This is a genomic window from Pseudothermotoga sp. (assembly GCF_031962025.1).
GTDB lineage: Bacteria > Thermotogota > Thermotogae > Thermotogales > DSM-5069 > Pseudothermotoga_B.
In genome coordinates this window covers 151975-175477 of sequence record NZ_JAVRKW010000001.1, presented here as the reverse complement: position 1 = coordinate 175477, position 23503 = coordinate 151975, and the positions used below count along the sequence as shown (strand labels likewise).

General features: G+C 41.1%; 23 protein-coding genes. 15 read left to right on the top strand and 8 right to left on the bottom strand.

The genetic code is table 11. From position 1 onward, the window contains the following. Genes AC4E92_RS00975 through AC4E92_RS00955 form a run of 5 tightly spaced genes read left to right on the top strand, consistent with a single transcriptional unit; the run spans position 1 to position 8460 of the window. Positions 1-582 carry a flavin reductase family protein gene (locus AC4E92_RS00975; protein ID WP_490238710.1) on the top strand — a complete coding sequence of 194 codons (582 nt, stop codon included), beginning with the start codon at positions 1-3 and terminating at the stop codon, positions 580-582. A gap of 3 nt (positions 583-585) precedes the next feature. Next, positions 586-1566: a DHH family phosphoesterase gene (locus AC4E92_RS00970; protein WP_490238709.1), complete on the top strand. Its 981-nt coding sequence runs from the start codon at positions 586-588 to the stop codon at positions 1564-1566. Beyond that, positions 1553-5596, top strand: coding sequence for a diguanylate cyclase (locus AC4E92_RS00965; protein ID WP_490238708.1), 4044 nt, complete (start codon positions 1553-1555; stop codon positions 5594-5596). Before AC4E92_RS00970 ends, AC4E92_RS00965 begins: the two co-directional genes overlap by 14 nt. Beyond that, positions 5577-7733, top strand: coding sequence for a ribonuclease R (rnr, locus tag AC4E92_RS00960; RefSeq protein ID WP_490238707.1), 2157 nt, complete (start codon positions 5577-5579; stop codon positions 7731-7733). Before AC4E92_RS00965 ends, rnr begins: the two co-directional genes overlap by 20 nt. Beyond that, positions 7708-8460, top strand: a complete 753-nt coding sequence (locus tag AC4E92_RS00955) for an alpha/beta hydrolase (RefSeq protein WP_490238706.1) — start codon at positions 7708-7710, stop codon at positions 8458-8460. Before rnr ends, AC4E92_RS00955 begins: the two co-directional genes overlap by 26 nt. On the opposite strand, the gene AC4E92_RS00950 is transcribed toward AC4E92_RS00955, so the two are convergent. Genes AC4E92_RS00950 through AC4E92_RS00925 form a run of 6 tightly spaced genes read right to left on the bottom strand, consistent with a single transcriptional unit; the run spans position 8461 to position 12719 of the window. Next, positions 8461-9282 carry a LysM peptidoglycan-binding domain-containing protein gene (locus AC4E92_RS00950; RefSeq protein WP_490238705.1) on the bottom strand — a complete coding sequence of 274 codons (822 nt, stop codon included), beginning with the start codon at positions 9280-9282 and terminating at the stop codon, positions 8461-8463. A 37-nt stretch (positions 9283-9319) separates the two neighbouring features. After that, the gene (locus AC4E92_RS00945) at positions 9320-10360 is read right to left on the bottom strand and encodes a protein-glutamate methylesterase/protein-glutamine glutaminase (RefSeq protein ID WP_490238704.1); all 1041 of its coding nucleotides are present in this window, start codon (positions 10358-10360) and stop codon (positions 9320-9322) included. Next, positions 10341-10799 (bottom strand): diacylglycerol kinase family protein, encoded by a 459-nt coding sequence (locus AC4E92_RS00940; RefSeq protein WP_490238703.1) that lies wholly within the window; start codon positions 10797-10799, stop codon positions 10341-10343. The genes AC4E92_RS00945 and AC4E92_RS00940 overlap by 20 nt, the downstream gene beginning before the upstream one ends. Then, positions 10786-11382: a 2-oxoacid:ferredoxin oxidoreductase subunit gamma family protein gene (locus tag AC4E92_RS00935; RefSeq protein ID WP_490238702.1), complete on the bottom strand. Its 597-nt coding sequence runs from the start codon at positions 11380-11382 to the stop codon at positions 10786-10788. Before AC4E92_RS00935 ends, AC4E92_RS00940 begins: the two co-directional genes overlap by 14 nt. 13 nt (positions 11383-11395) lie before the next feature. Next, the gene (locus tag AC4E92_RS00930) at positions 11396-12211 is read right to left on the bottom strand and encodes a 2-oxoacid:ferredoxin oxidoreductase subunit beta (protein WP_490238701.1); all 816 of its coding nucleotides are present in this window, start codon (positions 12209-12211) and stop codon (positions 11396-11398) included. Continuing rightward, positions 12201-12719, bottom strand: coding sequence for a deoxycytidylate deaminase (locus AC4E92_RS00925; protein WP_490238700.1), 519 nt, complete (start codon positions 12717-12719; stop codon positions 12201-12203). Before AC4E92_RS00925 ends, AC4E92_RS00930 begins: the two co-directional genes overlap by 11 nt. A 299-nt stretch (positions 12720-13018) precedes the next feature. Here AC4E92_RS00925 and AC4E92_RS00920 point away from each other — a divergent pair, with 299 nt between their 5' ends. From AC4E92_RS00920 to hisS, 10 genes are read left to right on the top strand one after another with little or no spacing between them, the layout of a single operon-like run. Beyond that, the gene (locus AC4E92_RS00920; RefSeq protein WP_490238699.1) at positions 13019-13549 is read left to right on the top strand and encodes a helix-turn-helix domain-containing protein; all 531 of its coding nucleotides are present in this window, start codon (positions 13019-13021) and stop codon (positions 13547-13549) included. Between the two features lie 16 nt (positions 13550-13565). Further along, positions 13566-13979: an adenosylmethionine decarboxylase gene (gene speD, locus AC4E92_RS00915; RefSeq protein WP_490238698.1), complete on the top strand. Its 414-nt coding sequence runs from the start codon at positions 13566-13568 to the stop codon at positions 13977-13979. After that, on the top strand, positions 13972-14844 hold the full coding sequence (gene speE / locus AC4E92_RS00910) for a polyamine aminopropyltransferase (protein WP_490238697.1): 873 nt from the start codon (positions 13972-13974) through the stop codon (positions 14842-14844). The genes speD and speE overlap by 8 nt, the downstream gene beginning before the upstream one ends. Then, complete coding sequence (locus AC4E92_RS00905) at positions 14844-15650, top strand: 50S ribosomal protein L11 methyltransferase (RefSeq protein WP_490238696.1); 807 nt, start codon at positions 14844-14846, stop codon at positions 15648-15650. Before speE ends, AC4E92_RS00905 begins: the two co-directional genes overlap by 1 nt. Continuing rightward, positions 15620-16123 (top strand): DUF501 domain-containing protein, encoded by a 504-nt coding sequence (locus tag AC4E92_RS00900; RefSeq protein ID WP_490238695.1) that lies wholly within the window; start codon positions 15620-15622, stop codon positions 16121-16123. Before AC4E92_RS00905 ends, AC4E92_RS00900 begins: the two co-directional genes overlap by 31 nt. Before the next feature lie 40 nt (positions 16124-16163). Continuing rightward, positions 16164-16718 (top strand): RNA polymerase sigma factor, encoded by a 555-nt coding sequence (locus tag AC4E92_RS00895; protein ID WP_490238694.1) that lies wholly within the window; start codon positions 16164-16166, stop codon positions 16716-16718. Further along, the gene (locus AC4E92_RS00890; protein WP_490238693.1) at positions 16715-17068 is read left to right on the top strand and encodes a hypothetical protein; all 354 of its coding nucleotides are present in this window, start codon (positions 16715-16717) and stop codon (positions 17066-17068) included. The genes AC4E92_RS00895 and AC4E92_RS00890 overlap by 4 nt, the downstream gene beginning before the upstream one ends. Positions 17069-17092: 24 nt before the next feature. Then, complete coding sequence (locus tag AC4E92_RS00885) at positions 17093-17905, top strand: hypothetical protein (RefSeq protein WP_490238692.1); 813 nt, start codon at positions 17093-17095, stop codon at positions 17903-17905. Between the two features lie 4 nt (positions 17906-17909). After that, on the top strand, positions 17910-19556 hold the full coding sequence (locus tag AC4E92_RS00880; protein WP_490238691.1) for a radical SAM protein: 1647 nt from the start codon (positions 17910-17912) through the stop codon (positions 19554-19556). Positions 19557-19575: 19 nt separating this feature from the next. Beyond that, positions 19576-20862, top strand: a complete 1287-nt coding sequence (gene hisS / locus AC4E92_RS00875; RefSeq protein WP_490238880.1) for a histidine--tRNA ligase — start codon at positions 19576-19578, stop codon at positions 20860-20862. A gap of 30 nt (positions 20863-20892) precedes the next feature. Here hisS and glyA read toward each other — a convergent pair whose 3' ends face one another. Further along, entirely contained in the window at positions 20893-22167 is a 1275-nt protein-coding gene (glyA, locus tag AC4E92_RS00870; protein WP_490238690.1) for a serine hydroxymethyltransferase, read from the bottom strand. Between the two features lie 3 nt (positions 22168-22170). After that, positions 22171-23503 (bottom strand): cysteine--tRNA ligase (gene cysS / locus AC4E92_RS00865; RefSeq protein ID WP_490238689.1); only part of this gene is annotated, 1333 nt, incomplete at its 5' end.

Below are 23503 nucleotides of genomic sequence, written 5' to 3'. Positions count from 1 at the left end.
ATGGTCTTTTTGGAAAACATGGAAAAATACAACCTTCACTACCCAGCAAATGTCGCAATCATTTGCTGTAGATACGAGGAAAGAACTAATCTCATGGCTGCAGCCTGGCATACGCAACTTTCACATGATCCTCCGCTTTATGGCGTATCGGTCTCTCCAAAGAGATTTACTCATGATCTGGTGCTGGTTTCAAAGGAGTTCACAGTCAATTTTCTCAGATTTGATCAAAGCCGTTTAGCAGCCTTTGTTGGTAAAACATCTGGCAGGGACATAGATAAAATCAACGTGTTTGAAATAGATTTGCTCGACGGTAGAAACGTGAAGGCACCTGTACTGAAGAATGCCTATGCGGCTTACGAATGTAAACTCGTCGATTTTCGTAAAACTGGAGACCACACCTTTTTCGTTGGAAAAATAGTTGGGGTTCATTACGATCCAAATGCCTTTTCACCTTCTTTGAATGTCGTCCCAACGCTGTATCTGGGATCAGACCTGTATGTCACTTTTGATCCATCGACAAAACGTTTGCACGATGAAAAACAAGTGAAAGAATACCTGTCTAAATGGGTACAGGGTGGGTGAGTTATGAACAGAGTCGTTTCGATAGTATCACAGATAAGCCAGTCACAGGATATACTCGTGGTGGGACATATCATGCCAGATGGAGATGATATAAGCAGTGTTGCATCATTGATTTTGGGGTTAAAACAATTAGGCAAAAATTGTCTTGGATCGATAGATTATGCAATACCTGAATACTACAGAGTTTTTGCAGGAGTGAACGAGCTGAAACCGTATGAAGCTGTTAAAGACTTTGTACCCGAGCTGGTCATTGTTGTGGATAGTTCTTCACCAGACAGAGTCGGTCGTTTTCAAGCAATGCTCTCACAATACAAAACCGTTGTCATAGATCACCATGCTACGAATACCCTTTTTGGTGATACAAATTGGGTTGATGCGTCATACGCTGCCACTGCTCAGATGGTGTATACTCTGAATAAAGCACTCGGCGTTGTGTACGATGAAGAAATTGCGACAACAAACTTTCTTGGCATAGCAACCGATTCGGGGTTTTTCAGATTTTCAAATACAGACGAACGGGTTTTCAAAGATGCGGCTGAGCTCGTTCAGCACGGTGCTAAACCATATTTTGTCGCTTCCACAATACTTGAGAACAAAAGACCAGAACAAGTGAAATTGTACTGTACCATGGTCAACCATATGGTTGTGGAAGGTCAGTTGGTTTACTCGTGGTTGAGTTATGAAGACTATCTTGAGAATAACTGTGTTGAAGATGACAGCACAGGGTTTGTTGGTGAGATGAGATCACTGAAAGATATCGAGGTTGCGATTTTGATAAATGAATTTCCCAAAGGTGAAATACATGTCAGTTTGAGGTCAAAAAACTGGTTGGATGTGAGTAAGGTGGCATCTATTCTGGGCGGTGGAGGACATGCGAGGGCAGCTGGGTGTTCTTTCAAAAATACACAGCTTGAGAATGTTCTGACCGAAGTTGTGGGGTTGGTGAAAGATTTTTTAAGGGGGAAATCTGGTGAAATTAGTTAAGTTTCTCAGAGAAACATACATTGCAGATGAGCATTTAGTGCTTTATGAAAACACATACATGAGATTGCGCGTGGTAAAACCACAAGCCGTTGGCAGTAAAAAACAGGAATTAGCAAATCTGCTGGCTTTGTTTTCGCGCATCAGACATCCTGGAGTCCTGGTACCTGAAGCTTATGACTTGAAGGATGTACCAAAAATATACTTTCCATACCTTGAAGGCAGACCCATCGATTTGAATGACAAAGCGGAAAGGAATAATTTTGTGATTTTTTTGCTGAACCTGCTGCGCGAGTTCGTACACAGGGGAATTGCCATTCCCGTTGTTTCAATCGAAGATTTTCTCAAGAGTGAAAACTTCTTCATGCTTCCACCCTGCTGGATTAATCCAGACTTTTTACCACAGGGCAGGTACATCTTTGTAGCACCGGAGTTTCTAAAAGCTCAGAAAATCTCAGTTGCTTCAACTGTTTATGTTTTTGGAAAGCTGATAGATGCTCTGAGTGATTCTCAGGAAATGAAACAACTCGTCCTTGGTTTCATCAAAGAAGATCCAAATGAGAGAAGAACACATTTTCCTGCGTCAATCTACCTTCTGAGTGACGTAACTTCTCCAGCTGGTTTGATGGGGTTACGACTCACGACAATTCACAGGCTTGAAGAAAATAAAGTAATTGAAGCTGCGAGAAGTCATGAAAAGCGTCTGAAAACAATTTTCGTTTATGGACCTCAGAGGATCGGAAAGACAACCCTTCTTGGTTCTGTGTCTGATCAACTCAGAAATGAAAATATCCCGGTTATCTGGGCAACAGATCTGCAAAGTTTTATCACCGGGATACTCCAGTTTTTAGATGACAGAGTGCTTTCAAAACTCGATGAACAGGATCAAAAATGGATTGAAAAAATAGCCTTATCTGAACAGGTAAATGCTTCAGAAGCTGTGTTGAGAATTGCAAAAATCCTGAGCAATATGCCTTCTGTTGTGATAATTGTTGACGATGCCCATGAAATGGATTTATCGCTCAGGGCAGTTCTTGAACAGTTGCAAAACTACAAATACACCTTTGGACATACTCTGATCTTGGCGTCGTCTAGCAGAGATATTCCACTTTCTCATGATCTTGTTGTGGAACTTGAGCCATTTGATCTTTCCAAAACAGTTGAAATGATATCAACGATGTTCATGACCAGTAAAGATGCCGTTGAGGATTTCAGTAGATGGATTCACATAATTAGCCGTGGTTTGCCAGGACAGATAATTGAACTGATCAGAATCATGGTGAAAAACAACGTTCTTAAAGTTGAAGAAAACAAGATCAAAATCGATCAAGAAACTCTCAGCAAAACGGACTTCAAACAGATATTGCAGCCATCTGTTGAAAAGTTGGTTAAATCTGGAGCGCATCTTGTAGCTGTACTGGGAGAAAGATTTTCAATTCAGGAGCTTGAATATCTTTCGCAGGATATACAGAAAATCAACTCAAATCTGACAGAATTAATTGACAACGGTCTTGTTTACTGGGAAGATGGAAAATACAGGTTCATAACCTTCGATGTCTGGAATTTGTTCTATGAAAAAATAGAAGCAGGCGAAAAAGCCAGATTACACAGTAAATTATCAGCGATGATTCAAGATGTTGTGAAAAAAGCCTGGCATTTGAGAATGCTTGGCAGGAAGGTCTCTGCGGCTGCACTCTATCTTTTGAGTGCAAGAAAAGAGCTTGCAAACTATCACGATGTCTCGACAGTCATATCTTTGTTAGAGGAAGTTGATAAACTTTTGAAAGACAGAGAAAGCTACGCTCTAAATAGCTTGAAACTCAAAGCACTGCAGATCAAACAAGATTCCAATGCACTAGAAAGATATGCACTCAGCCTTGGTAAAAAATACGACTTTTTCAGATACAGCGCTCTAGTGCATGCATCAAAAGTGAGCCTTGCAAAACAATTGGAAAAGACCGAACTTTTTGAATCCAAAACAAGTTATGGCAAACTTTCAAAACTTTCTTGCATGATGAGACGCATCCTGCTTTCAGGAGAGAAAATCTCTGAGAAATTACTTGACGAAGTTAAAATACTGCTTGCCGATCTCAAAGACACAAGATTGCATAAAAAATTAAAATCGCAAATCTTTCTTTTGATCGCTCAGAACGCTCAAAGATCCAGTATCAGCAATTTAGAGCTCCTAAATCAGGCTAAACAAATTGCGCAGGCTGAGGGTTTCTTGGAGATCTTGGCACGGATTCTCAACGAGCTCGGCGTAAGACTTGCTGCCAGTACGGAAGCATCGAGGTTGATGGAACAGGTCATAGACATTGCACACACAATAGGATCAGATGGACTGGCAATGACTGCTTTGTCAAACATGATATGGGTGAATCTGTACAGAGGTAATATCAACAAGATGTTTCATGACCTTGCCAGATTAAGACAGTTTGTCAGTATAACAGGAAATATCGAGTCTGAAGCATACAGTTATTTCATAGAAGCAAATTTTCATATGTACAACCGTGAGCTTGACGATGCACTGGAAGATTTTTCCCGCGAGCTGTCAATTGAAAGATATCTTGGCATTGAAGAAAGGGCATTGAGAGGTATTGTCTGTGCCTATGCGCTTTCAGACAGTGTCGATAAGGCAAGACAGGTGATATCAGAAAATATTGAAAATCCAGCCATCAACAACCCTATATTTGTACACTTTAGAGACCTGTTTTTGGCTGAAAGTGATGATGAATTTTTCCATGCATGGCAGAGATTTCTCAAGAGAGATACTCCGTACTGGGCTGAAGAGACATGCCAGATATTTGCCGAAAGGCTTATGAAAATCGACAAAGATGGTTTTCTCAAGTTTGCAAAACAACTCGAAACAAATGCGATAAAAGGTGGAGCCTTTTTATCTCTTGCACAGGTTTATGAAGGAATATCACTCGCGTATAAATCCATCGGTGCTGTTCCACTGGCAATGAATTACGCAGAAAGAGCGATTTCTATTTACAGAACAAGGTCATTTTTGAATGCCGCACTTTGGTTTGAGAAAAAGATGAATCTTTTGCATGGAAAAAACGCACTTGGAATATTAAACGAACTACGGTCAAAACTGGGTGAGTCTTTTGAACAACCTTTGAAGGATATTCAGGAACAGCTTGAAAGAACTGCAAGAAACTACGCTTTTGTGCAGGATATCCTTGACATACTCAAAGTCACTGATCCACAGGATGAGATCTATACAGTCATGGAATTTCTCGTTTCAAAGATGATGAACCTTCTTCCGATATCTTCGGTGGGACTGGCATTGTGCGATTCACACGGCAAGGTTCTAGAGTACGCCGGTTTTAACATCAATCAGATACCGGAACAAACCAAAGTCTCCTACACACCTTTTGAATTGTGCACCGAAATAGAGGTATACGATGGTTTCAAGGTTGTTTTGTATGTTGCCAATCAGTCCTTACACCTTGACGAATCCTCTGGATATGAGCTCACAAAAATGGTTTTGAACCTGCAGGAAATGGTTGTTTACGTATTGAGAAATATAATCATCTACCATAGAAGTATTACCGACCCGTTGACTGGGTTGTACACGCGCTGGTATTTCATGACGCGTTTGCACGAAGAATTTGAAAGAGTGAGAAGATATGGTGGTAATTTTTCAGTAGTAATGTGCGATATAGACGATTTCAAAAAAATAAATGATACTTTTGGACATAGGATTGGCGATGAAGTGTTGAAATTCATTGCTTCAGTGTTGAGGAGCAGTACAAGGGCGACTGACATCGTTGGGAGATATGGTGGAGAGGAATTCATATTGATACTTCCAAACACAACTGAAGAAAATGCCGCCAGGGTTGCTGAAAAAATTTTATATCAGATCATAGAGACAAATCCATTTGAGTTCCGTGTGACCATGAGTTTTGGCACTTGCGGTTATCCGGAACACACCGTATTTGAACCTGAGGATCTAATAGCTCTGGCTGATAAGGCGACTTACATGTCCAAGGAAAGGGGTAAGGCATGTGTCACAATCTACCACTGACTTGAGAACAAAAATTGAACAAATCCTTTCCAATAATCCAAAATTAACACTGAAAGAATTGCTCAAAATACTTGGTGTGAAGAATAAGAACTATAGAAAAAAAGTCAAATTCGTACTAAATGAACTTGTCAAGGAAGGAAAAATTTTTACGGACGGCAGAGGACGATACCGCAAGATTGGTGAAGATTCAATCGCTGGTACAATTGAATTCACCCGCCGAGGAAATATGGCATTCGTTATACTAGAAGACGGTAAAGAAGTAGCTGTTCCAGTTGATGAGACAAACGGCGCTTTACACGGTGACAAAGTACTGATTGAAATAACAGGCATGTGGAGAAACCTTCCCATGGGAAGGGTTATAAAAGTTTTAGAACGTGGCAGAGACAGAATAGTTGGAGTCCTTCAGCTCAAAAGATCCCTTTTTTATGTGATACCAGATGATTCAAAGATCATTTACGATTTTTATGTCCCCTTAGAACGTATAAACGGTGCAAAACCCGGACAAAAAGTCATAGCAAAGATCACCAAATGGCCATCACACGGTAGATACCCCCAGGCTGAGGTTGTGAATGTGCTCGGTGATGTCAACGATCCTGCGGTAGATATTCCAAGTGTTATAGCCAAACACGGGTTAAAAGAAGAGTTCCCGGCTGAGGTTATGCGACAGATCAATGAGTTATCCGATGAAATATCTGACAGGGAAAAAGAAGGTAGGGAAGATTTTACAAATCAAATTGTATTCACCATAGACGGCGAAGACGCAAAGGATTTTGATGACGCAGTCTCGATAAAAAAACTCTCCAAGAAAAAATATCTCTTATCAGTACACATTGCCGATGTCTCTCATTATGTGAAAGAAGGTTCCGCAGTTGACCAGGAAGCATTTTCCAGAGGCACGAGTGTTTATCTGCTCGATAAAGTCATACCTATGTTACCTTTCAAACTGTCAAATGTCTTGTGCAGTTTAGTTGAAGGAAAAGAGAGACTTACGTTCACCGTTCAGATGATTATAGACCATGAGGGTAACACTCTAAGTTATAAAATATCCCCGAGTGTGATAAAGAGCAAGAGGCGTCTTACCTATACCCTTGTGAACAGGTACTTTTCAGGTGACAGATCTGCCAAAGAACAACTTGGTAAAAGAATATGCCATTCACTGGATCTGATGCGTGAATTGTCCAAAATTCTCAGAGATAACAGAAGACGCAGAGGTGCGATTCTCGACGTAGAAGGTGGCGAGGTCGATATAATAACAGACCAGCAAGGCCGTGTTGTCGATATACTTCCACGCAAAAGAGGCGAAGCAGAGATTTTGATAGAAGAATTCATGATAAAAGCCAATGAAACCGTAGCTGAAATCTTTCACAACTCGGGTTTGCCTTTTGTGTACAGAATACACGAGCAACCAGATCCAGAAATTCTGCTTCAGTTGAGAGAATACGTTCAGGCATTGGGACTGAAGATAAAATTTCCCAAAACAGTTCATCCAAGCGTTTTTCAGAAAATACTCGAAGCTGTAAAAGATCACCCACTCAAATCGAGCGTTGAAAAGCTCCTTGTTCGTTCCATGAAGCGTGCGATTTATTCAGCCTTCAATGTCGGTCACTTTGGTTTGGCATCTTTTGCTTATACCCATTTTACGTCTCCAATTAGAAGATACCCGGATCTTGTTGTACACAGACTTTTGAAATTGTATCTCAAGCAGGGCGGCAAATTTACGCCAAAGCAAATCGAGGTTTATTCGCAATTACTCCCAAAGATTGCAGAACACTGCAGTAAACGTGAAAGAATAGCAGATGAAGCCGAATGGGATTTAATCAGTATAAAAAAGGTTGAGTACATAAGCAAATACATAGGAAAGGTATTCGACGTGGTTATAACCAACGTCACAAGATTTGGCTTGTTTGTAGAGATTCCAGATAAACTCATATCTGGATTGATACACATATCAACCCTGGATGATTATTATAACTATGACGAGAAGAAAAACATATTGATCGGTGAAAGAACTGGTCGAATATTCAAAATAGGTGATGTGGTTAAGGCAAAGGTGATCAACGCAAACAAGATTTCTGGTGAGGTGGACTTCGAACTGCTGGAGGGAGAAGAAGATGTGGGTAAAAGAGTTTCACGGTAGCAGAGGATATGTAATACTGGTTCATGGTTTGGGAGAACATTCAAAAAGATATCGATGGTTATCAGATCTGCTTCAAAGCCAGGATTACGGTTTGATCACCTTTGATCTGCCCGGTCATGGTGAAACCCCCGGCAAAAGAGGTCATGCATCGTTCAAGGAGATTTTCAGCTTTCTTGACAAGCTGGTTGAATCACACCCAAACCCATTTCTGATGGGACATAGTCTTGGTGGTCTGATAGCCATAAGGTATGCTCAACTCAACAATAAACTGCGCGGACTGATAGTTAGTTCACCGGCTCTGAAACTCTCAAAAGACAATTTCTTACTGAGATTCACCGCGGCTTTCTTTTCACTGATAGCACCAAAATTGAGCTTTAACAACGGGATAGATCCAAATGATCTTTCGCCGAACAAAGAAGCCGTAAAAAGGTACGTACAAGACCCGTTTGTTCACAAAAAGATAAGTGCTAAACTCGCTCACGACATGTTTGTAAATTCGAAACTCGCCTTGAAAGAAGCGAAAAAAATAAATATTCCGTGCTTTATAGCGGTTGGAGAAAAAGATGCTATAACACTTGCAGATGGTGCAAAGCAGTTTTTCAATTCGATTAGTTCATCAGACAAAGTGTTGAAAATATACAAAGACGGATTTCATGAGCTGTTTGAAGATGAAAAAAACGCGCCCATTTTTATGAACGATTTGATATCGTGGTTGAAAGAGCACTGATTACTCTCCACCAGCCGCCGCTTGGATGCCTTCTTTCAAGACGTAGACTTTGTCTGAAGATGGTAATAGAGCCAGAGGATTGACGGTGCTGTTGTTCACAAGCACCTCAAAGTGCAGATGAGGCCCTGTACTTACACCTGTACTACCCACTCTGCCCAGCAGAGTTCCCCTTTCAACCTTTTGACCAACATAGACAGTTATTTTCGAAAGATGCCCATACCGAACTATGCTGTTATTCGATTTGATCTCAACCATTAAACCATACCCGGATTTTTCTCCGGCAAAAGATACCACACCTGAAGTGGATGAGAAAATAGGCGTACCTTCCGGTGCGGCTATGTCCACTCCAGAATGAAATGACATCTGCTTATTCACAGGGTGAATGCGCCAGCCATACGGAGAGGAAATCACACCATATACAGGCCATATATAACCTTTTTCTGTGTTGAAAGCCTTTCCAACGCTTTTGCTTGGAACAAATAATTTTTGTCCTGGCTTTATGAAATCAGAACTCAGCTCGTTGGCTATCATTATGTCGCTGACCGTTGTGAAAAACATGCGAGCAATCGTGTAGAGACTATCACCCTGCTTCACAACGTAGATAAAACCTTCTGGCTGTGGAATCGTAATCTGTTGTCCTGGTTTTAACTTCAGCGGATTTGATAAGTTATTCCAGTCAAGGATTGTCGAAGCAGAAACTTTGAATTTCCTGGCGATGTCATATAAGTTATCACCAGATTGAATCACATAAGTTACGGTCAGATACCCCCCAAAAATCACCACAGACATCAAAAGAGAAAACAGGATAAAAAGTTTTTTCACCCTTATCTCCCCTTTTTCTTAATTTTATACAATCTTCTTATACAATTTCCACAAGTTTTTCAGCTATTTTGTGAGCAGGTAAAACAAAATCGGCGTATCCTTCTTCAACAACGGCTTTTGGCATACCATAGACAACACAGGTTGATTCATCTTCGGCTATCACTTTACCAGAATAATATTTTACCTTAAAAGCACCCTTTGCACCATCTCTGCCCATGCCTGTGAGAATAACACCTATGGTATTGGCTTTGTAAATTTCTGCAACTTTCATGAGAGTGAAATCAACAGCCGGTCTGACGTTGTTTATTTTATCAGATTTGTCCAGAAAGATCTTTATTACACCACCATCTGATTTAACTCCCATGTGATAATCACCGGGAGCAACGTAAACAACGCCTTTTTTGACAACTTCATTGTCCTCAGCTTCTTTGACCTGAACATTTGAGAGAGAGTTCAGGCGCATTGCAAGTGACTTTGTGAACATAGGAGGCATGTGCTGAACTAAAAAAATGGGCGCTGGGAAATCTTTTGGCAGCGCCGGGATAATCTGATCAAGTGATCTGGGACCTCCGGTCGATGAACCTATCACAACTGCTTTTTCAGAAGTAGAGATTTTTCTTGGAGTCGTTAGAACTTTGGAAGAAAGCGGTTTTGATGACAATTTAGATGGGTCTATGGAAATAGCCGTTCTTATTTTTTGAACCAGTACATCTGCAACTTCTCTGAAGCTCAAAGAAGTAGAACCAGAAGGTTTTGTTAGAAAATCTACAGCTCCTATTGAAAGTGCCGTGATCGTGATGTCTGCACCTTCTTCTGTCAAGCTGCTCACCATAATAACGCGCGTTGGGAATCTGGACATGATATTTCTCAGGGTCTCTATGCCATTCATCCGGGGCATTTCTACATCAAGAGTGACAACATCTGGCTTTTTCTGCTGTATAACTTCGAGTGCTTCTAAACCATCCTTCGCCACGCCGACTACCTGCATATCGGCTTGACTATCTATGATGTCTTTGAGAACCATTCTCATAAACGCAGAATCATCGACAACAACCACATTAATTTTTGCGCCTGCCACGTCTCTTCAACCCTCCAGCAAGAACAACAACCGGAAAGAAAACAACATACACCAATGCAAAAAACCTACCCAAATCCGATTTCCAGTGAAACATGGCTCTGCCCATGACAATAAGACCAACGACTACTGCAAATAAAGAATACCACAAGACCACCCCGGCTGCAACATTCTTGACAAATTTGATACGCGGATCGTGATTTTCACTGTAAATATCCATTGTCACTTCTACAACAGTGTTGATCAATTCCATACCAATCACTGAAAAAACGGCAAAAACAAGCCACAACATTTCGCCGTTGGAGATATCAAGAAAATAAGAAATTACCAGAACCAGAGTTCCTATGAAAAAATGTATTTTCAGGTTTCTTTCACACCTTATAGCCTCTGTTATACCAGAAATTGCGTACTTAAAAGAATCAAAAAGATTATTCGAAGCCAATCGTCCTGACTTTTTGTTCGCCTCTGAGCCTGAACTCTTTGTTAGTTGTCTGATATCCATAGTTGATCGCCTCTATGTTCAGCTTTACATATCTTTCAGAGATCAATTCGTGAACAGATCTGATCAAAGAATCAAGGGTGACAATCTGCGTTGCTTTTACCAGAGCGCCTAAACCTATCATGTTACTAACCATTGGCGTCCCAAATTTCTCAATTGCCATCTTTTCAAGTGGAATCATCAAGACTTTTTTCGTCCTGTGAAAACTCTGCGGTAATGTTTCAGTAAACGTTGAATCCATCAAGATGACCCCATTGGGTCTTAAAAGTTTTAGATACGCCTTTAACGCATCTAAGTGCATTATATACATCACATCGAATTGAGAAGCTTCGGGAAAATCTATCCAATCATCGCAGATCATCACATCGCAGTGGCTTATTCCTCCTCTTACCTGAGCACCGTAAAGCTGGGTCTGAACGACATACTTTCCATTGAAAACCGCAGCCTGTGCGAGCAATTTACCTGCAAGTATATTCCCCTGACCACCAATTCCTGCCACTCTTACACTCAAAGGCTCGTTATTCAACTCTCACACCTCCTTATCTGGCAATCTGGCTCGTTGCAGCCTGGTAAAGATCGTGAAAGGTCGGTCTATCTTCCTGGTGAAATTCTCCGATGATTATCTTGTCTTTGAGTTCTTCTTGAGACATTTGCTTAGCTTTGTCCAGCATGACGCTGTTTTTCTTGAAATATTCAATCATCTCTGGAGCATCACCTATTTTGTTATACCTTCCGTAATAGGTGTGACAGTTTGTAACCGCTTCCACAACAGATGTACCTTTGTGGCTCAGAGCGTTGGTTATATAGCGTACCAAAAGCGGATAATGGTATACAGTCGCTCTTGCAACATAAGTGGCACCCGCGGCGATTGCCATTTTAACAACATCGAATGGTTTTTCAATGTTGCCATAAGGTGTTGTCGAAGCAACTTTTTCAAACGGCGTGGTAGGAGAGTTCTGACCGCCTGTCATGCCGTATATCATGTTGTTGAAAACAACAATTGTGATGTCGATATTCCTGCGGCAAGCATGAATGAAGTGATTCCCACCTATGGCAAGGATATCACCATCACCGCCAAGTACAGCAACCTGGAAATCGGGTTTGGCGAGTTTCACGCCTGTTGCGAATGCGATAGCTCTTCCATGCAATGTGTGCAAGGTATTGAAATCTATATAACCAGTGGCTCTGGATGAACATCCTATACCTGATACAACAGCCATCCGTTCCTGCTTGATGCCAAGGTTATCAACAGCCTGCAAAAATGCCTTTAATACGATGCCATTTCCACAGCCCGGACACCATATAGTTGGCCAGTGGTCGTGACGTAAATAAGATGTCAGTTTTTCAACCTTCAAAATATTCACCTCCAACGAGTTGCACATTTATCCCGCAAGTTTTGAAAAAATAATCAGTTAACGGATCGGGGTAATCTGAAAAATAAACGACCCGTACTATGCCCGCATTTATTATAAGCCTTGCACATACCGAACATGGTTTTGTTGTCACGTAAATGGTTGCTTTGTTTGTTGAGATCCCAAATTTAGCTGCCTGCATCAGCGCATTTTGTTCTGCGTGTAATCCGTAGCAAATCTCCTGATTTCTACCAGAAGGTATCTTAAGATCATCTCTTATACAGCCTATTGAATCACAGTGTGGAAAGCCAGAAGGAGGCTGATTGTATCCCGTGGCAAGGATCCTATTTTCCCTGACTATAACTGCTCCTACTTTTCTGTGAGTACAGGTAGATCTTTCACTTACAAGCTGACATATTCTCATGAAATATTCATCCCATGAGATTCTGCTGTCTATTTTCTCTTTTAACTGGACATTTTTCAGATATGTCATAAGATCAAACTCGTCCATGGCAATTAATAATATACAACAATTTTTCCGAAAAAAGAAGAATCAGTAAGAAATAAAAACGGGTTGATGATTTCTCTGATGTTCACAATAGTTAACGAGTCTTGCTTATAAACCAGTACGTATCGATAAACTCGTAAGGATCGTGTGTCTGATCTCTATTGTAAATGAATCTTAAAAATTTCTTAGTATTTTTTCCGGAAATACATGCATATAATGACAACGTAAGTTGACTTGATGTGAACAATATACTGGACAAATGCTTTGATGTCAGCTTCTAAAAAGGAATTGAGGTGTTTTTCATGGATATAGGGGAAAAGGTAAAAAGACTGAGAATGTCCCGTGGATTAACGCAGGAAGAGCTGGCGATGCGCACAGATCTTTCAAGAAGTTTTATATCACAGCTTGAAAGCAATAAGACATCTTTGTCCGTCGACACATTGGAGAAAATATTGCGTGCACTTGGAACTGATCTAAAAGCATTTTTTTCTGAAGAAGAAAGCAAAATAGTCTTTAGAAAAGAAGACAGAATACCAGTTTATGATGAACCAGAAGGGGTTACTTCGCAATTGCTGATGAGCGATGTTGAGACAAAAAAAATAGATCCTGTTCTGGTAAATCTCAAACCCGGTGCACAAACAGAAGAAGAGGATTACCATGAGGGTGACGAATTTGGTTATGTCTTACAAGGTAAGGTGGATTTATGGCTTGATGGCGTAAGGTACAGACTGTCACAGGGTGATTGTTTTTATTACCGAGCTGATAAAAAACACTTTCTGAAGAATCCAAGTAAAAAGAAGGATGCAATTGTTCTGTGGATAGAAATCGATTGATGGGGAGGGATTGGCAATGAAAAAAAGTCTGGGAAGACACCTGATTGCGGAGTTTTACGACTGTGATCAAAAGGCACTTGACGATGTGGCACTTGTTGAACAAAAGATGAAAGATGCTGCTATTGTTGCCGGTGCAACAATAGTTGGTAGCTCGTTCCATAGGTTCCTCCCCTACGGAGTGAGCGGTGTAGTTGTCATCTCTGAATCACATCTGACGATTCACACCTGGCCCGAATACGGCTATGCCGCAATCGACTTGTTCACATGCGGAGAGGACACCGACCCATGGAAAGCCTTTGATTATTTAAAAGAAGCTTTCAATGCAAAGAGGACACAAGTTTTTGAGCATACTCGAGGCGATTACAGAGCAATAGGTATACCAATGAATTCGCCACACAAAGCAGTGAAGGGAGGAGTATACAGTGTCTGAAAAAGTTGTCCCAGGAAAACATCTGTGGTTTTTCGACTATTTCTCCGGCGGAGATGTCGGTCTTGTGATGAGAATAAGCCGGATAATCCACTCAGAACAAACTCCGTATCAAAGAATAGATATCTTTGACAACCCAACTCTGGGCAGGGTGTTTGCACTGGATGGAATCACCATGACAACAGATGTGGATGAATTCATGTACCACGAGATGCTCGCACATGTTGCGCTGTTTTCACACCCAGATCCAAAATCCGTCTTGATCATCGGCGGCGGTGACGGCGGAACATTGCGAGAAGTACTCAGACATCCACAGATTGAGAAAGCAGTTCTTTGCGAGATAGATAGACGTGTAGTTGAAGTTTCAAAGCAATATCTCAAAACCGGAGTAGCTTTAGAAAGCGAAAAAGTTGAGTTAGTCTTTGAAAATGGTGCGGAATACATAAAACACGTTCGAAATCAGTTTGACGTCATAATAATCGATTCAACAGATCCAACGGCTGGCGAGGGTGGACATCTCTTTACACAGGATTTCTATAAATCCTGTTATGATGCACTCAAAGATAATGGTGTAATGACAGCAGAGGCTGAGAATCCTTTATACGATTTCGGATGGCTTAAAATTGCATATAAAAGGGTTCGTAATGCTTTCCCGATTGTTCGAGTGTATCAAGGATTCATGCCAACATATCCTTCTGGTTACTGGTTGTACATCTTTGCTTCAAAGCAAACAGATCCAATGAAAGATTTCAGAGTTGAAGATGCAAAAAAGATGTCTAAGGATCTCAAGTATTACAACGAAGAAATACATAAGGCGGCTTTTGTACTTCCAAATTTCATCAAAAATGAACTCGAAGGGAAAGCATAATGCTCAGAAAAATAAGTGAATGGCATCTGGTAACTGCTGATATAGAAATTCTCGAAGAAGAACTGATTTCAAGAGATTTTTTCAATTACGCTGTGGAACATGAACAGAATAGAACAAAAGTAATCCTGTACACAGATGATGAAGAATTTGTCAGACACATTCTAAAATTAACTCGTAGTGAGCTTGTTGAAAAGAAAAGCTCCCAGGTGAATGACTGGTTCAAGTATATGAAGCTTGAGCCTTTTGAGATCGTCGATGGTGTTTGGGTAGATCCAAAGGGTAGATTCAACAAGCAAGATGCCACAGTTGTCAAAATGAAGCCATCAGCAGCCTTTGGCACAGGCGATCATCCCACAACAGTTCTTGCAGCCAGATTGATGGTCAGGTACCTAAAAGATACCTTCAGCGTTCTGGATGTCGGTTGCGGTACGGCAATACTTGCAATTATAGCCGCAAAGCTCGGTGCAAAAACAGTTACAGCCGTTGATAACGATCCAGTTGCCGTTGATGTTGCCAGAGAATTTGTACGGGAAAATCGAGTAAATGTAAATGTAGTACTTTCTGATCTGGTGAGCAACGTCGATGGTAAATACGATCTTGTGGTTGCGAACATATTGACACCGGTGATAATAAAATTGATTGATCAAATTGACAGGGTAACCAATGTTGGATCTGTATTGATCGTGTCTGGTATACCAATAAAAGATGAGTCGCTCGTCAGAAAACATCTACAGGATAAGAATTTTGAAATACTCTCTGAGGGTGAAATGCAAAATTGGAAAGCATTTGCCGCGAGGATTTTCTGAAAATCAAAAAACAGATAGGTCGTTCTCCAAAGGGAATAAATCGGGTTGTGAAAAGGTGCAGATATGGCTATCCAATGTTGATCGAAAGCTGTCCGGTGATCGATGGAAAACCTTTTCCAACTCTTTACTGGTTGACCTGTCCTTATCTGGTTAAATCAGTTTCGCGTTTGGAAGCAGCTGGATGGATTTCAAAATTTGAAGAATTGATATCACAAGATCCAGTGTTCGAAGATAGGTATCTCAGAGCTCACAAAAAAATTCAGCAAATAAGAGCCGAGCTGATCAACGATGAAAATATAAAGGAAAAATTGAGCGAAGTTGGAAGCGGTGGCATAAGAGACTTGAGAAGGGTCAAATGTTTACATTTGCACTTATCTGATTATCTTGCGGGTATCGATAATCCTGTTGGTGAAATTGTGTTCAAAGAGATTGGTACAATCGAATGCGAAGCAAACAGAGTGATCTGCCGGTGAACTTTTAGAAGTTCTCTCATGTCAAAATAGGAGGAAAACAATGCAAGACGAAGAACTCCTCAAAGGACTCAGACGTGGCGAAGATTGGGCATACAGATGGCTTTACAGAGAGTACGCCAGCAGGATAGGGAGCGTTGCAAGAACTTACTTAGGAGCAGATGATGTCGATGATGTGGTCCAAGAAGTCATGTTGAGAATTTTCAAAGGCGTTAAAAAATTCAAAGGAGATTCCAAGCTCTCTACCTGGATTTACAGAATAGCGATCAATGTTTGCAAAGATTACCTGTCAAAATATAGGAAAAGAAACGAAATACTGACAGATTTCACAGAAGATGAGGAAAGTACGATGCCACATCCAGTATCAGAATCTGATACAGTTTTACAAGCAACCGGAGAAATAGCTTATGAGAAGATCATGGATGCAATAGAAAAGTTATCGGCAGACGATAGATTATTGATAAAGCTCAGAGATGTTGACGGATTGAGTTACGAAGAAATCAGCCAGATAGTCGATAAACCAGTTGGGAGTGTCAAGAGTAGTCTTCATTATGCAAGAAAAAGACTCAAGAAGTTGCTTGAGGAGGCGAATGAATGAACGAGGAGAGTTTTCAAAAATTCCTCGATGGAGAATTGTCCAAAGAAGAATTAGACGAAAAAACAAGGCAAGATGTGAAGATGTATGCCAGCACGATACAGGTCATGAAATTGCGGTATGATTACAAACCAAGTGAAATTCTCGAAAAACGCATAATGTCAAAGGTTCACAGGAAAAGAGAATTGCTCTCAGAAGTATTAATAGCTGCATCTGTAGCTGTTGCGTTGTTTTTTATCACGCTCAACATCTTGCCGACAAAGATTCCGATTACAGTAAGATCTCAGCAAGCTTCTGTGAGTGAAGTCTTTGATTATCTCAGTTTAGTCAAGTTAGTTGGAGATGGTTTCTGAGTTGCCTTAGGAGCGATGGATGAAATGAGAAAAACTTTGATATCCTTTTGTATTGTTGCATGTGTTGTAGCCGCATTTTGTCAGTCATTTATCGATCTTTTTTTGACCAACTCTTATTTTGGAAGACGAGTTGTGATAGAACGTGGTACCAGCAATAAAAGCAGAATTGAACTGGTTTACAGATGGCCTGAGGATAAAATCGTTCAGGTTCTGTCACCGATAATCTTGATCTGGGCAAAACACTCCGGTTCATTCGTCATAGGAGAACCGAATAATCTGCGCATATCACCGCTTGAAATCCTTGATCTTGAAGATCTCTTCATAAGACAGCTAAAACAGGTGGGTATTTCAAAGACAGAAAAAATTGATGGAAAATACAGGGTTGTTGTCGATTCACCGTCTGGTCTTTTCACGGCAATAATAAATGAAAAAGGATACCCCGAGAAAATAACCCGTGTTTTTCAGGGTATGACAACGGAGCTAACTTACGAAGGAGTGCAACCGCTTTCACAAAAATTCGATGAAGTCGCCAGCAAATACAACATTCGTCCAAGTGAAACGACCATCAACTTTCCAAATGAGATCAAAGAGATCTTGCAAACAGTATCCTGGTATACAATTTCACGTCTTAAAATCGGTGAAGAACAGGTCATTTTGATCATGGCTAATCACAAATCTGGATCTATCTTAAAAGTGGTATACGCTTCAAAAGAAGTCAATGTGAACACAGAACAAAACGAGAAAATGCTCCAATGCAGCGGTCAGGGTTATTACATATATGTGATCACCCAGGATGAAAACGTCCTGAAACAAATCAAACAGTTGTTAGAAAAATAAAACCATGAAGGCATTGATTTTAGATGGTTATGTAGATGAACCGGCTGCCTTTGGGGTACCCCCTTATGTAAGCCATTACGTTCGTTATGCCGCTGGAATTCTCACAATGAAAAACTACGACGTGACTTATTACACCATAGATCAGGTGCGCAATGAAAATCTCTGGAACCAATTAACTCGTTTTGATCTTGTTTTGATCATTGCAGGTATAACTGTCCCCGGCAGATATGTAGGTGGAGAGCCAATGTCCTACAGCGAACTCAAAAAAGTACTGGAACTTTGCAAGAAAAGCATTCGTTTTGTTGCCGGTCCCTTTTCTTTTTTCCAGGCGCGTGAAGGTGGAACCAGAGCAACAAGGTCTGAACTCGACGCAGATCACATACTCGGTCCAGATATAGCCGCCGATCTATACAACCGCCTTTTCGATTCAAAAGAAGGTATGAAAAACTGGGAAATCGTTAAAATGGCATCTGTGTCAGGTGCTTGGATAATTAAACAGCATCCAAGGTATCCGAACATCATATGCGAGATGGAACTTTCACGTGGTTGCGAAAGGAAGACTCACTGTAGTTTTTGTGTAGAACCCATCTTCTATCCAAAGTTTTCTTCCAGACCTGTTGAGGATGTTGTAGATGAGATCACGGAACTGTACAAAAACGGCTGCAGGGCTTTCAGATTTGGAAGATCTGCAAATGTTCTAGCATACTATTTTGATAAAGACGGTAAACCATGTCCTGCGGTTTTCGAGGATCTGTACAGAACTATCTGGGAAAGATGCCCTCAGATAAATGTTTTGCACCACGATAATGCCAACCCAGCTTTTATAGCAAATTATGAAAAAGAATGTACCAAAATTCTTCAAACGATGGTGAAATGGAATACACCCGGTGATGTTTTATCTTTTGGCGTTGAAAGTTTCGATCTTGAGGTTATCAAAAAGAACAACATAATGAATTCACCGCAGCAGGTACTCAGAGCCATCCAACTGGTAAACCAAATCGGCGGTGTAAGAATTGATGGCGTTCCAAAACTGCTTCCAGGGATCAATTTACTGTATGGATTGATTGGAGAAACAAAGCAAACTTACGATGAAAATCTCAGGTGGTTGAAGTCGATACTGGATATGGGCTTACTGTTAAGAAGGATCAACATCAGACAGGTAATCGTTGAACCCGACACACCTCTGTACAGATTCACCCAGATGAAGAGGTTGAAAATGAACCGGGAAATGTTCAGATTGTACAAACAGAAAATAAGAGAACAGATCGATCTACCGATGATTCAAAAGGTTTTCCCGGTTGGTTGTGTGCTGCGCAATGTATATCCTGAGTACCAGGAGGGAAAGATCACATTTGCAAGACAACTTGGAAGTTATCCTGTTTTAGCTGGTGTAGCCGGGCAATTGACAACTGTTTCAGATGTTGTGGTGGTTGACCACGGTCCAAGATCGATTACAGCTGTCAGATATCCATTGAATTTGAACACAGCTTCGTACGAGGAGCTCATTCAAATTCCAACAATTGGTGAAAAACGAGCAAAGAAAATCCTGCTCAAAAGACCTTTCAAGGATATCAGTCAGGTGATACAAATCTTAGAAAATGATCAGGAGTGTTTGCGTGTACTCAGCAAGATCGGTGCTGTGGTATCATGAATCAAGGGAGGGTTGAATTCTGAAATACGAACGCATTAAGGGAACAAACGATATCTACGGACAGGAAATTTCATACTGGACCTTTGTTGAAAACAAAGCCAGGCACGTCTCTAAGTTGTTTGGATATGGAGAAATAAGAACACCGATTTTCGAATCAACAGAACTCTTTATGCGCAGTGTTGGAGAGGAAACAGATATAGTTCAAAAAGAAATGTACACTTTTGTCGATAAAGGCGGCAGAAGTTTGACACTCAGACCCGAGGGAACCGCTCCAACTATAAGGGCATTCATAGAAAATTCGATGATCAACGATGGTTTGCCGCAAAGATTTTATTACATTGGACCAATGTTTCGGTATGAAAAGCCTCAAGCCGGTAGGCTCAGACAGTTTCACCAATTTGGAGTAGAACTGATAGGGTCCGCTGAACCTTCAGCAGATGCTGAAATCATTCAGCTTGCAAATTCATTCCTGCAATCTCTTGGATTGAGTCTTTACAAGATATACGTGAATTCCATAGGCTGTCCCAAATGCAGAATAGAATACAGGAACGCTTTAAAACAATATTATACCCAGCATTATGAAGAAGTATGTGATGACTGCAAGAAACGATTTCAATCCAATATCATGAGACTTCTGGATTGCAAAAAAGACATTGAAATAGCACAGAGAGCACCAAAAACAGTTGAATATCTGTGTGATGAATGTAGAGCACATTATGAGAAGCTCAAACACATTCTGGAAAAATTGAATATCCCATTTGAAGAAGATGGAAACCTAGTGAGAGGGCTTGATTATTACACAAGGACGGTTTTCGAAGTGAAACACGATTTACTGGGTGCTCAGAGCACAATACTCGGTGGTGGTAGATACGATGGTCTGTGCAAGGAACTGGGTGGTACAGACCTTCCGGCACTCGGTTTTGCCGCAGGAATCGAAAGACTCATACTGGCTATAAAATCTGAAAAATTACAGATACCACAGCCTTCACAGTGCGATGTCTATATAGCTCCTATTGGTGAGCAGGCTATCACCAAGGCACTTGAATTAGCAAATTCTTTAAGAATGCGTGAAATAGTGGTGATCAGCGATATCAATTCGCGTCAGATCAAAATGCAACTCAAACATGCAAACAGGCTGAATGCCACTGTCGCGATTATAATAGGCGAGGATGAACTTTTGAAAAACACAGTGCAGGTTAAGAACCTGCTGAATCAAGCTCAATCTGAAGTTGAATTTGATTATGCCGTGGACTATGTTCTGGACATATTGAAAAACGAAAAAGTTAGAACCTTTGAGCAAAGATAAAAAGGGCGTATTCGCATACGCCCTTTTTATTTAGAATGTGATTTTTCCAACGTACAATGGGAAGCGCTCACACAAACTTTTGACAGATTCTCTGACTTCTGTTTGGATAGAATCTGGTATTTTACCATCTTCATTGAGTATGTTTTTGAGTACTTTGAGAATGAGATGAGCTATTTGTTTCATTTCCTGCTCCTTCATTCCCCTTGTGGTGACAGCTGGCGTACCGATTCTGATACCGCTTGCAACAAAAGGTGAACGTGTTTCATTTGGAATGGTATTCTTGTTGACAGTTATGCCACAACTTTCAAGTGCTTTTTCGGCTGCTTTTCCTGTTACATTCAGCGGATTTAAATCCACAAGCATCAAATGTGTATCGGTGCCACCTGAAACTATTCTCAATCCCAAATTGGACAGTTCTTCAGCCATGGTCTTTGCGTTTGCAACTATCTGTTTTTGATACTCTTTGAAAGCATCAGTCATTGCTTCTTTGAAACAAACTGCTTTTGCAGCTATGACATGCATCAGTGGACCACCTTGAGTACCTGGAAAGACGGTCTTGTTTATCGCCTTGTAGATTTCCTGATCATTTGTAAGAATCAAACCTCCACGCGGTCCTCTGAGTGTTTTGTGAGTGGTTGAGGTGACTATGTGTGCATATTCACATGGATTTGGATAGATACCCGCGGCAACCAGTCCGGCGAAGTGAGCCATGTCAACCACAAGATATGCACCAACTTCATCGGCTATCTCACGGAAGCGTTTAAAGTCTATTATTCTGGAATATGCACTTCCACCAGCCACTATGATCTTAGGCTTGTGCTCGAGCGCAAGTTTTCTTACCTGATCGTAATCTATCATTTCAGTCTCTGGGTCTACACCATACTGAACTGCTCTGAACAGCTTACCGGAAAAGTTGACAACCGCACCGTGTGTGAGATGCCCACCATGTGAAAGGCTCATTCCCATCAAAAGATCTCCGGCTTCAGCTACTGAAAGATATGCAGCCATGTTTGCCTGTGAACCAGAGTGCGGCTGTACGTTGGCATATTGAACCTTAAAGAGCTGTTTTGCCCTTTCTCTAGCTAATTCTTCGACTTTATCAACCCACTCGCAACCACCATAATATCGTTTCGAAGGGTATCCTTCAGCGTATTTGTTTGTCAGAACACTCCCCATTGCTTCCATGACAGCAACGGAAGCGAAGTTCTCTGAGGCTATGAGTTCGATGCCGTATTCCTCTCTTTGCAATTCACCTATTATCGCTTGGTAAACATCTGGATCTGTCAGTTTCACATGTTCCCACATTTATCACACCTCCAAAATGTATTCTGTTCCATCGGGTTTGTCCTTAAGCTCAATTCCATTTTCTTTGAGTCTGAAACGAATTTCATCGGATAAGTCGTATATCTTTCTTGATCTCAATTCGTTTCGCACATCGATCAGAATCTGAAGAATTTCTTTTACAGATCTGTCGGTTGACCGATGAGGAAGCTCAAACAATCCCAGAACGGGACAGAATTCTCTTCTCAATAGATGATAAATTTTCAAAGCCATTTCATCTTTACCGTCGTCCATTGCCCGGTTCAATTCATTTACCAAGTCAAAAATCATTGCGACAGCTTCGGGTGTATTGAAATCGTTGTCAAGTGCTTGGCAGAAAATGGATCTTTTCTCATCAATCCACTGATCACTTTTCACCAGAGGTGGTACTGGATACTTTGATTCAAACCTACTGAAGGTTTCCCAGACACGTTTTGCAGCCTTCATGGTACTCATAATCGCCTGCTGGGAAAAATCTATCGGACTCCTGTAGTGTTTTGACAAAAAGAAAAGTTTGAGTGCGTCAGCCCCGAATTCTCTGAGTGCTTCGCGCAGTAAAAAGATATTTCCAGTTGATTTGCTCATTTTATCACCTGAGAATCTGATCATTCCATTGTGCATCCAGTATTTAACAAAGGGCTGACCGGTTAAAGCTTCACTCTGTGCTTTTTCGTTTTCGTGATGAGGGAATATCAGATCTTCCCCACCGGCATGTATGTCTAGCGTAGAGCCAAGGAGCTTTGTGGACATTATAGTACACTCTATGTGCCATCCCGGTCTTCCCAGTCCCCACGGACTTTGCCATGCGGGCTCGTTGGGTTTTGCCGATTTCCAAAGTGCAAAATCCAGCGGGTTGCGCTTTTTCTCATTCACTTCTACCCTTGCACCTGATATCATGTCCTCCAGTGACCTGTGAGACAGCTCTCCATATCTTGGAAAGCTCTTGACATCAAAGTACACGTCTTCATCAACAACATAAGCATATCCTTTTTTGATCAGTTCCTGGATTGAGGAGATTATTTCCGAAATGAAATCTGAAGTCTTGGGTGCAAAATTCGGAGCTCTGACACCCAGTGTAGCTGCATCACGCCAGTACTCAGATATATAACTTTCTGCGACATCTTTGAAGGTAACACCCAGTTCATTCGCACGAATGATGATCTTATCATCTATGTCAGTGAAATTCTGGACCATAATTACGCGATATCCTCTGTACTCAAAATACCGTCTTAGTGCATCAAACACAACCATCGGTCTTGCATTACCAATATGGATAAGCCCGTACACAGTTGGACCACAGACGTACATTTTCACAACACCT

Excerpts from the sequence above, each read along its gene's own strand:
- AC4E92_RS00975 (WP_490238710.1), top strand. The coding sequence starts at position 1 with ATGGTCTTTTTGGAAAACATGGAAAAATACAACCTTCACTACCCAGCA.
- AC4E92_RS00970 (WP_490238709.1), top strand. The coding sequence starts at position 586 with ATGAACAGAGTCGTTTCGATAGTATCACAGATAAGCCAGTCACAGGAT.
- AC4E92_RS00955 (WP_490238706.1), top strand. The coding sequence starts at position 7,708 with ATGTGGGTAAAAGAGTTTCACGGTAGCAGAGGATATGTAATACTGGTT.
- AC4E92_RS00925 (WP_490238700.1), bottom strand. The coding sequence starts at position 12,719 with ATGGACGAGTTTGATCTTATGACATATCTGAAAAATGTCCAGTTAAAA.
- AC4E92_RS00920 (WP_490238699.1), top strand. The coding sequence starts at position 13,019 with ATGGATATAGGGGAAAAGGTAAAAAGACTGAGAATGTCCCGTGGATTA.
- speD (WP_490238698.1), top strand. The coding sequence starts at position 13,566 with ATGAAAAAAAGTCTGGGAAGACACCTGATTGCGGAGTTTTACGACTGT.
- AC4E92_RS00905 (WP_490238696.1), top strand. The coding sequence starts at position 14,844 with ATGCTCAGAAAAATAAGTGAATGGCATCTGGTAACTGCTGATATAGAA.
- AC4E92_RS00895 (WP_490238694.1), top strand. The coding sequence starts at position 16,164 with ATGCAAGACGAAGAACTCCTCAAAGGACTCAGACGTGGCGAAGATTGG.
- AC4E92_RS00890 (WP_490238693.1), top strand. The coding sequence starts at position 16,715 with ATGAACGAGGAGAGTTTTCAAAAATTCCTCGATGGAGAATTGTCCAAA.
- AC4E92_RS00885 (WP_490238692.1), top strand. The coding sequence starts at position 17,093 with ATGAGAAAAACTTTGATATCCTTTTGTATTGTTGCATGTGTTGTAGCC.
- AC4E92_RS00880 (WP_490238691.1), top strand. The coding sequence starts at position 17,910 with ATGAAGGCATTGATTTTAGATGGTTATGTAGATGAACCGGCTGCCTTT.
- glyA (WP_490238690.1), bottom strand. The coding sequence starts at position 22,167 with ATGTGGGAACATGTGAAACTGACAGATCCAGATGTTTACCAAGCGATA.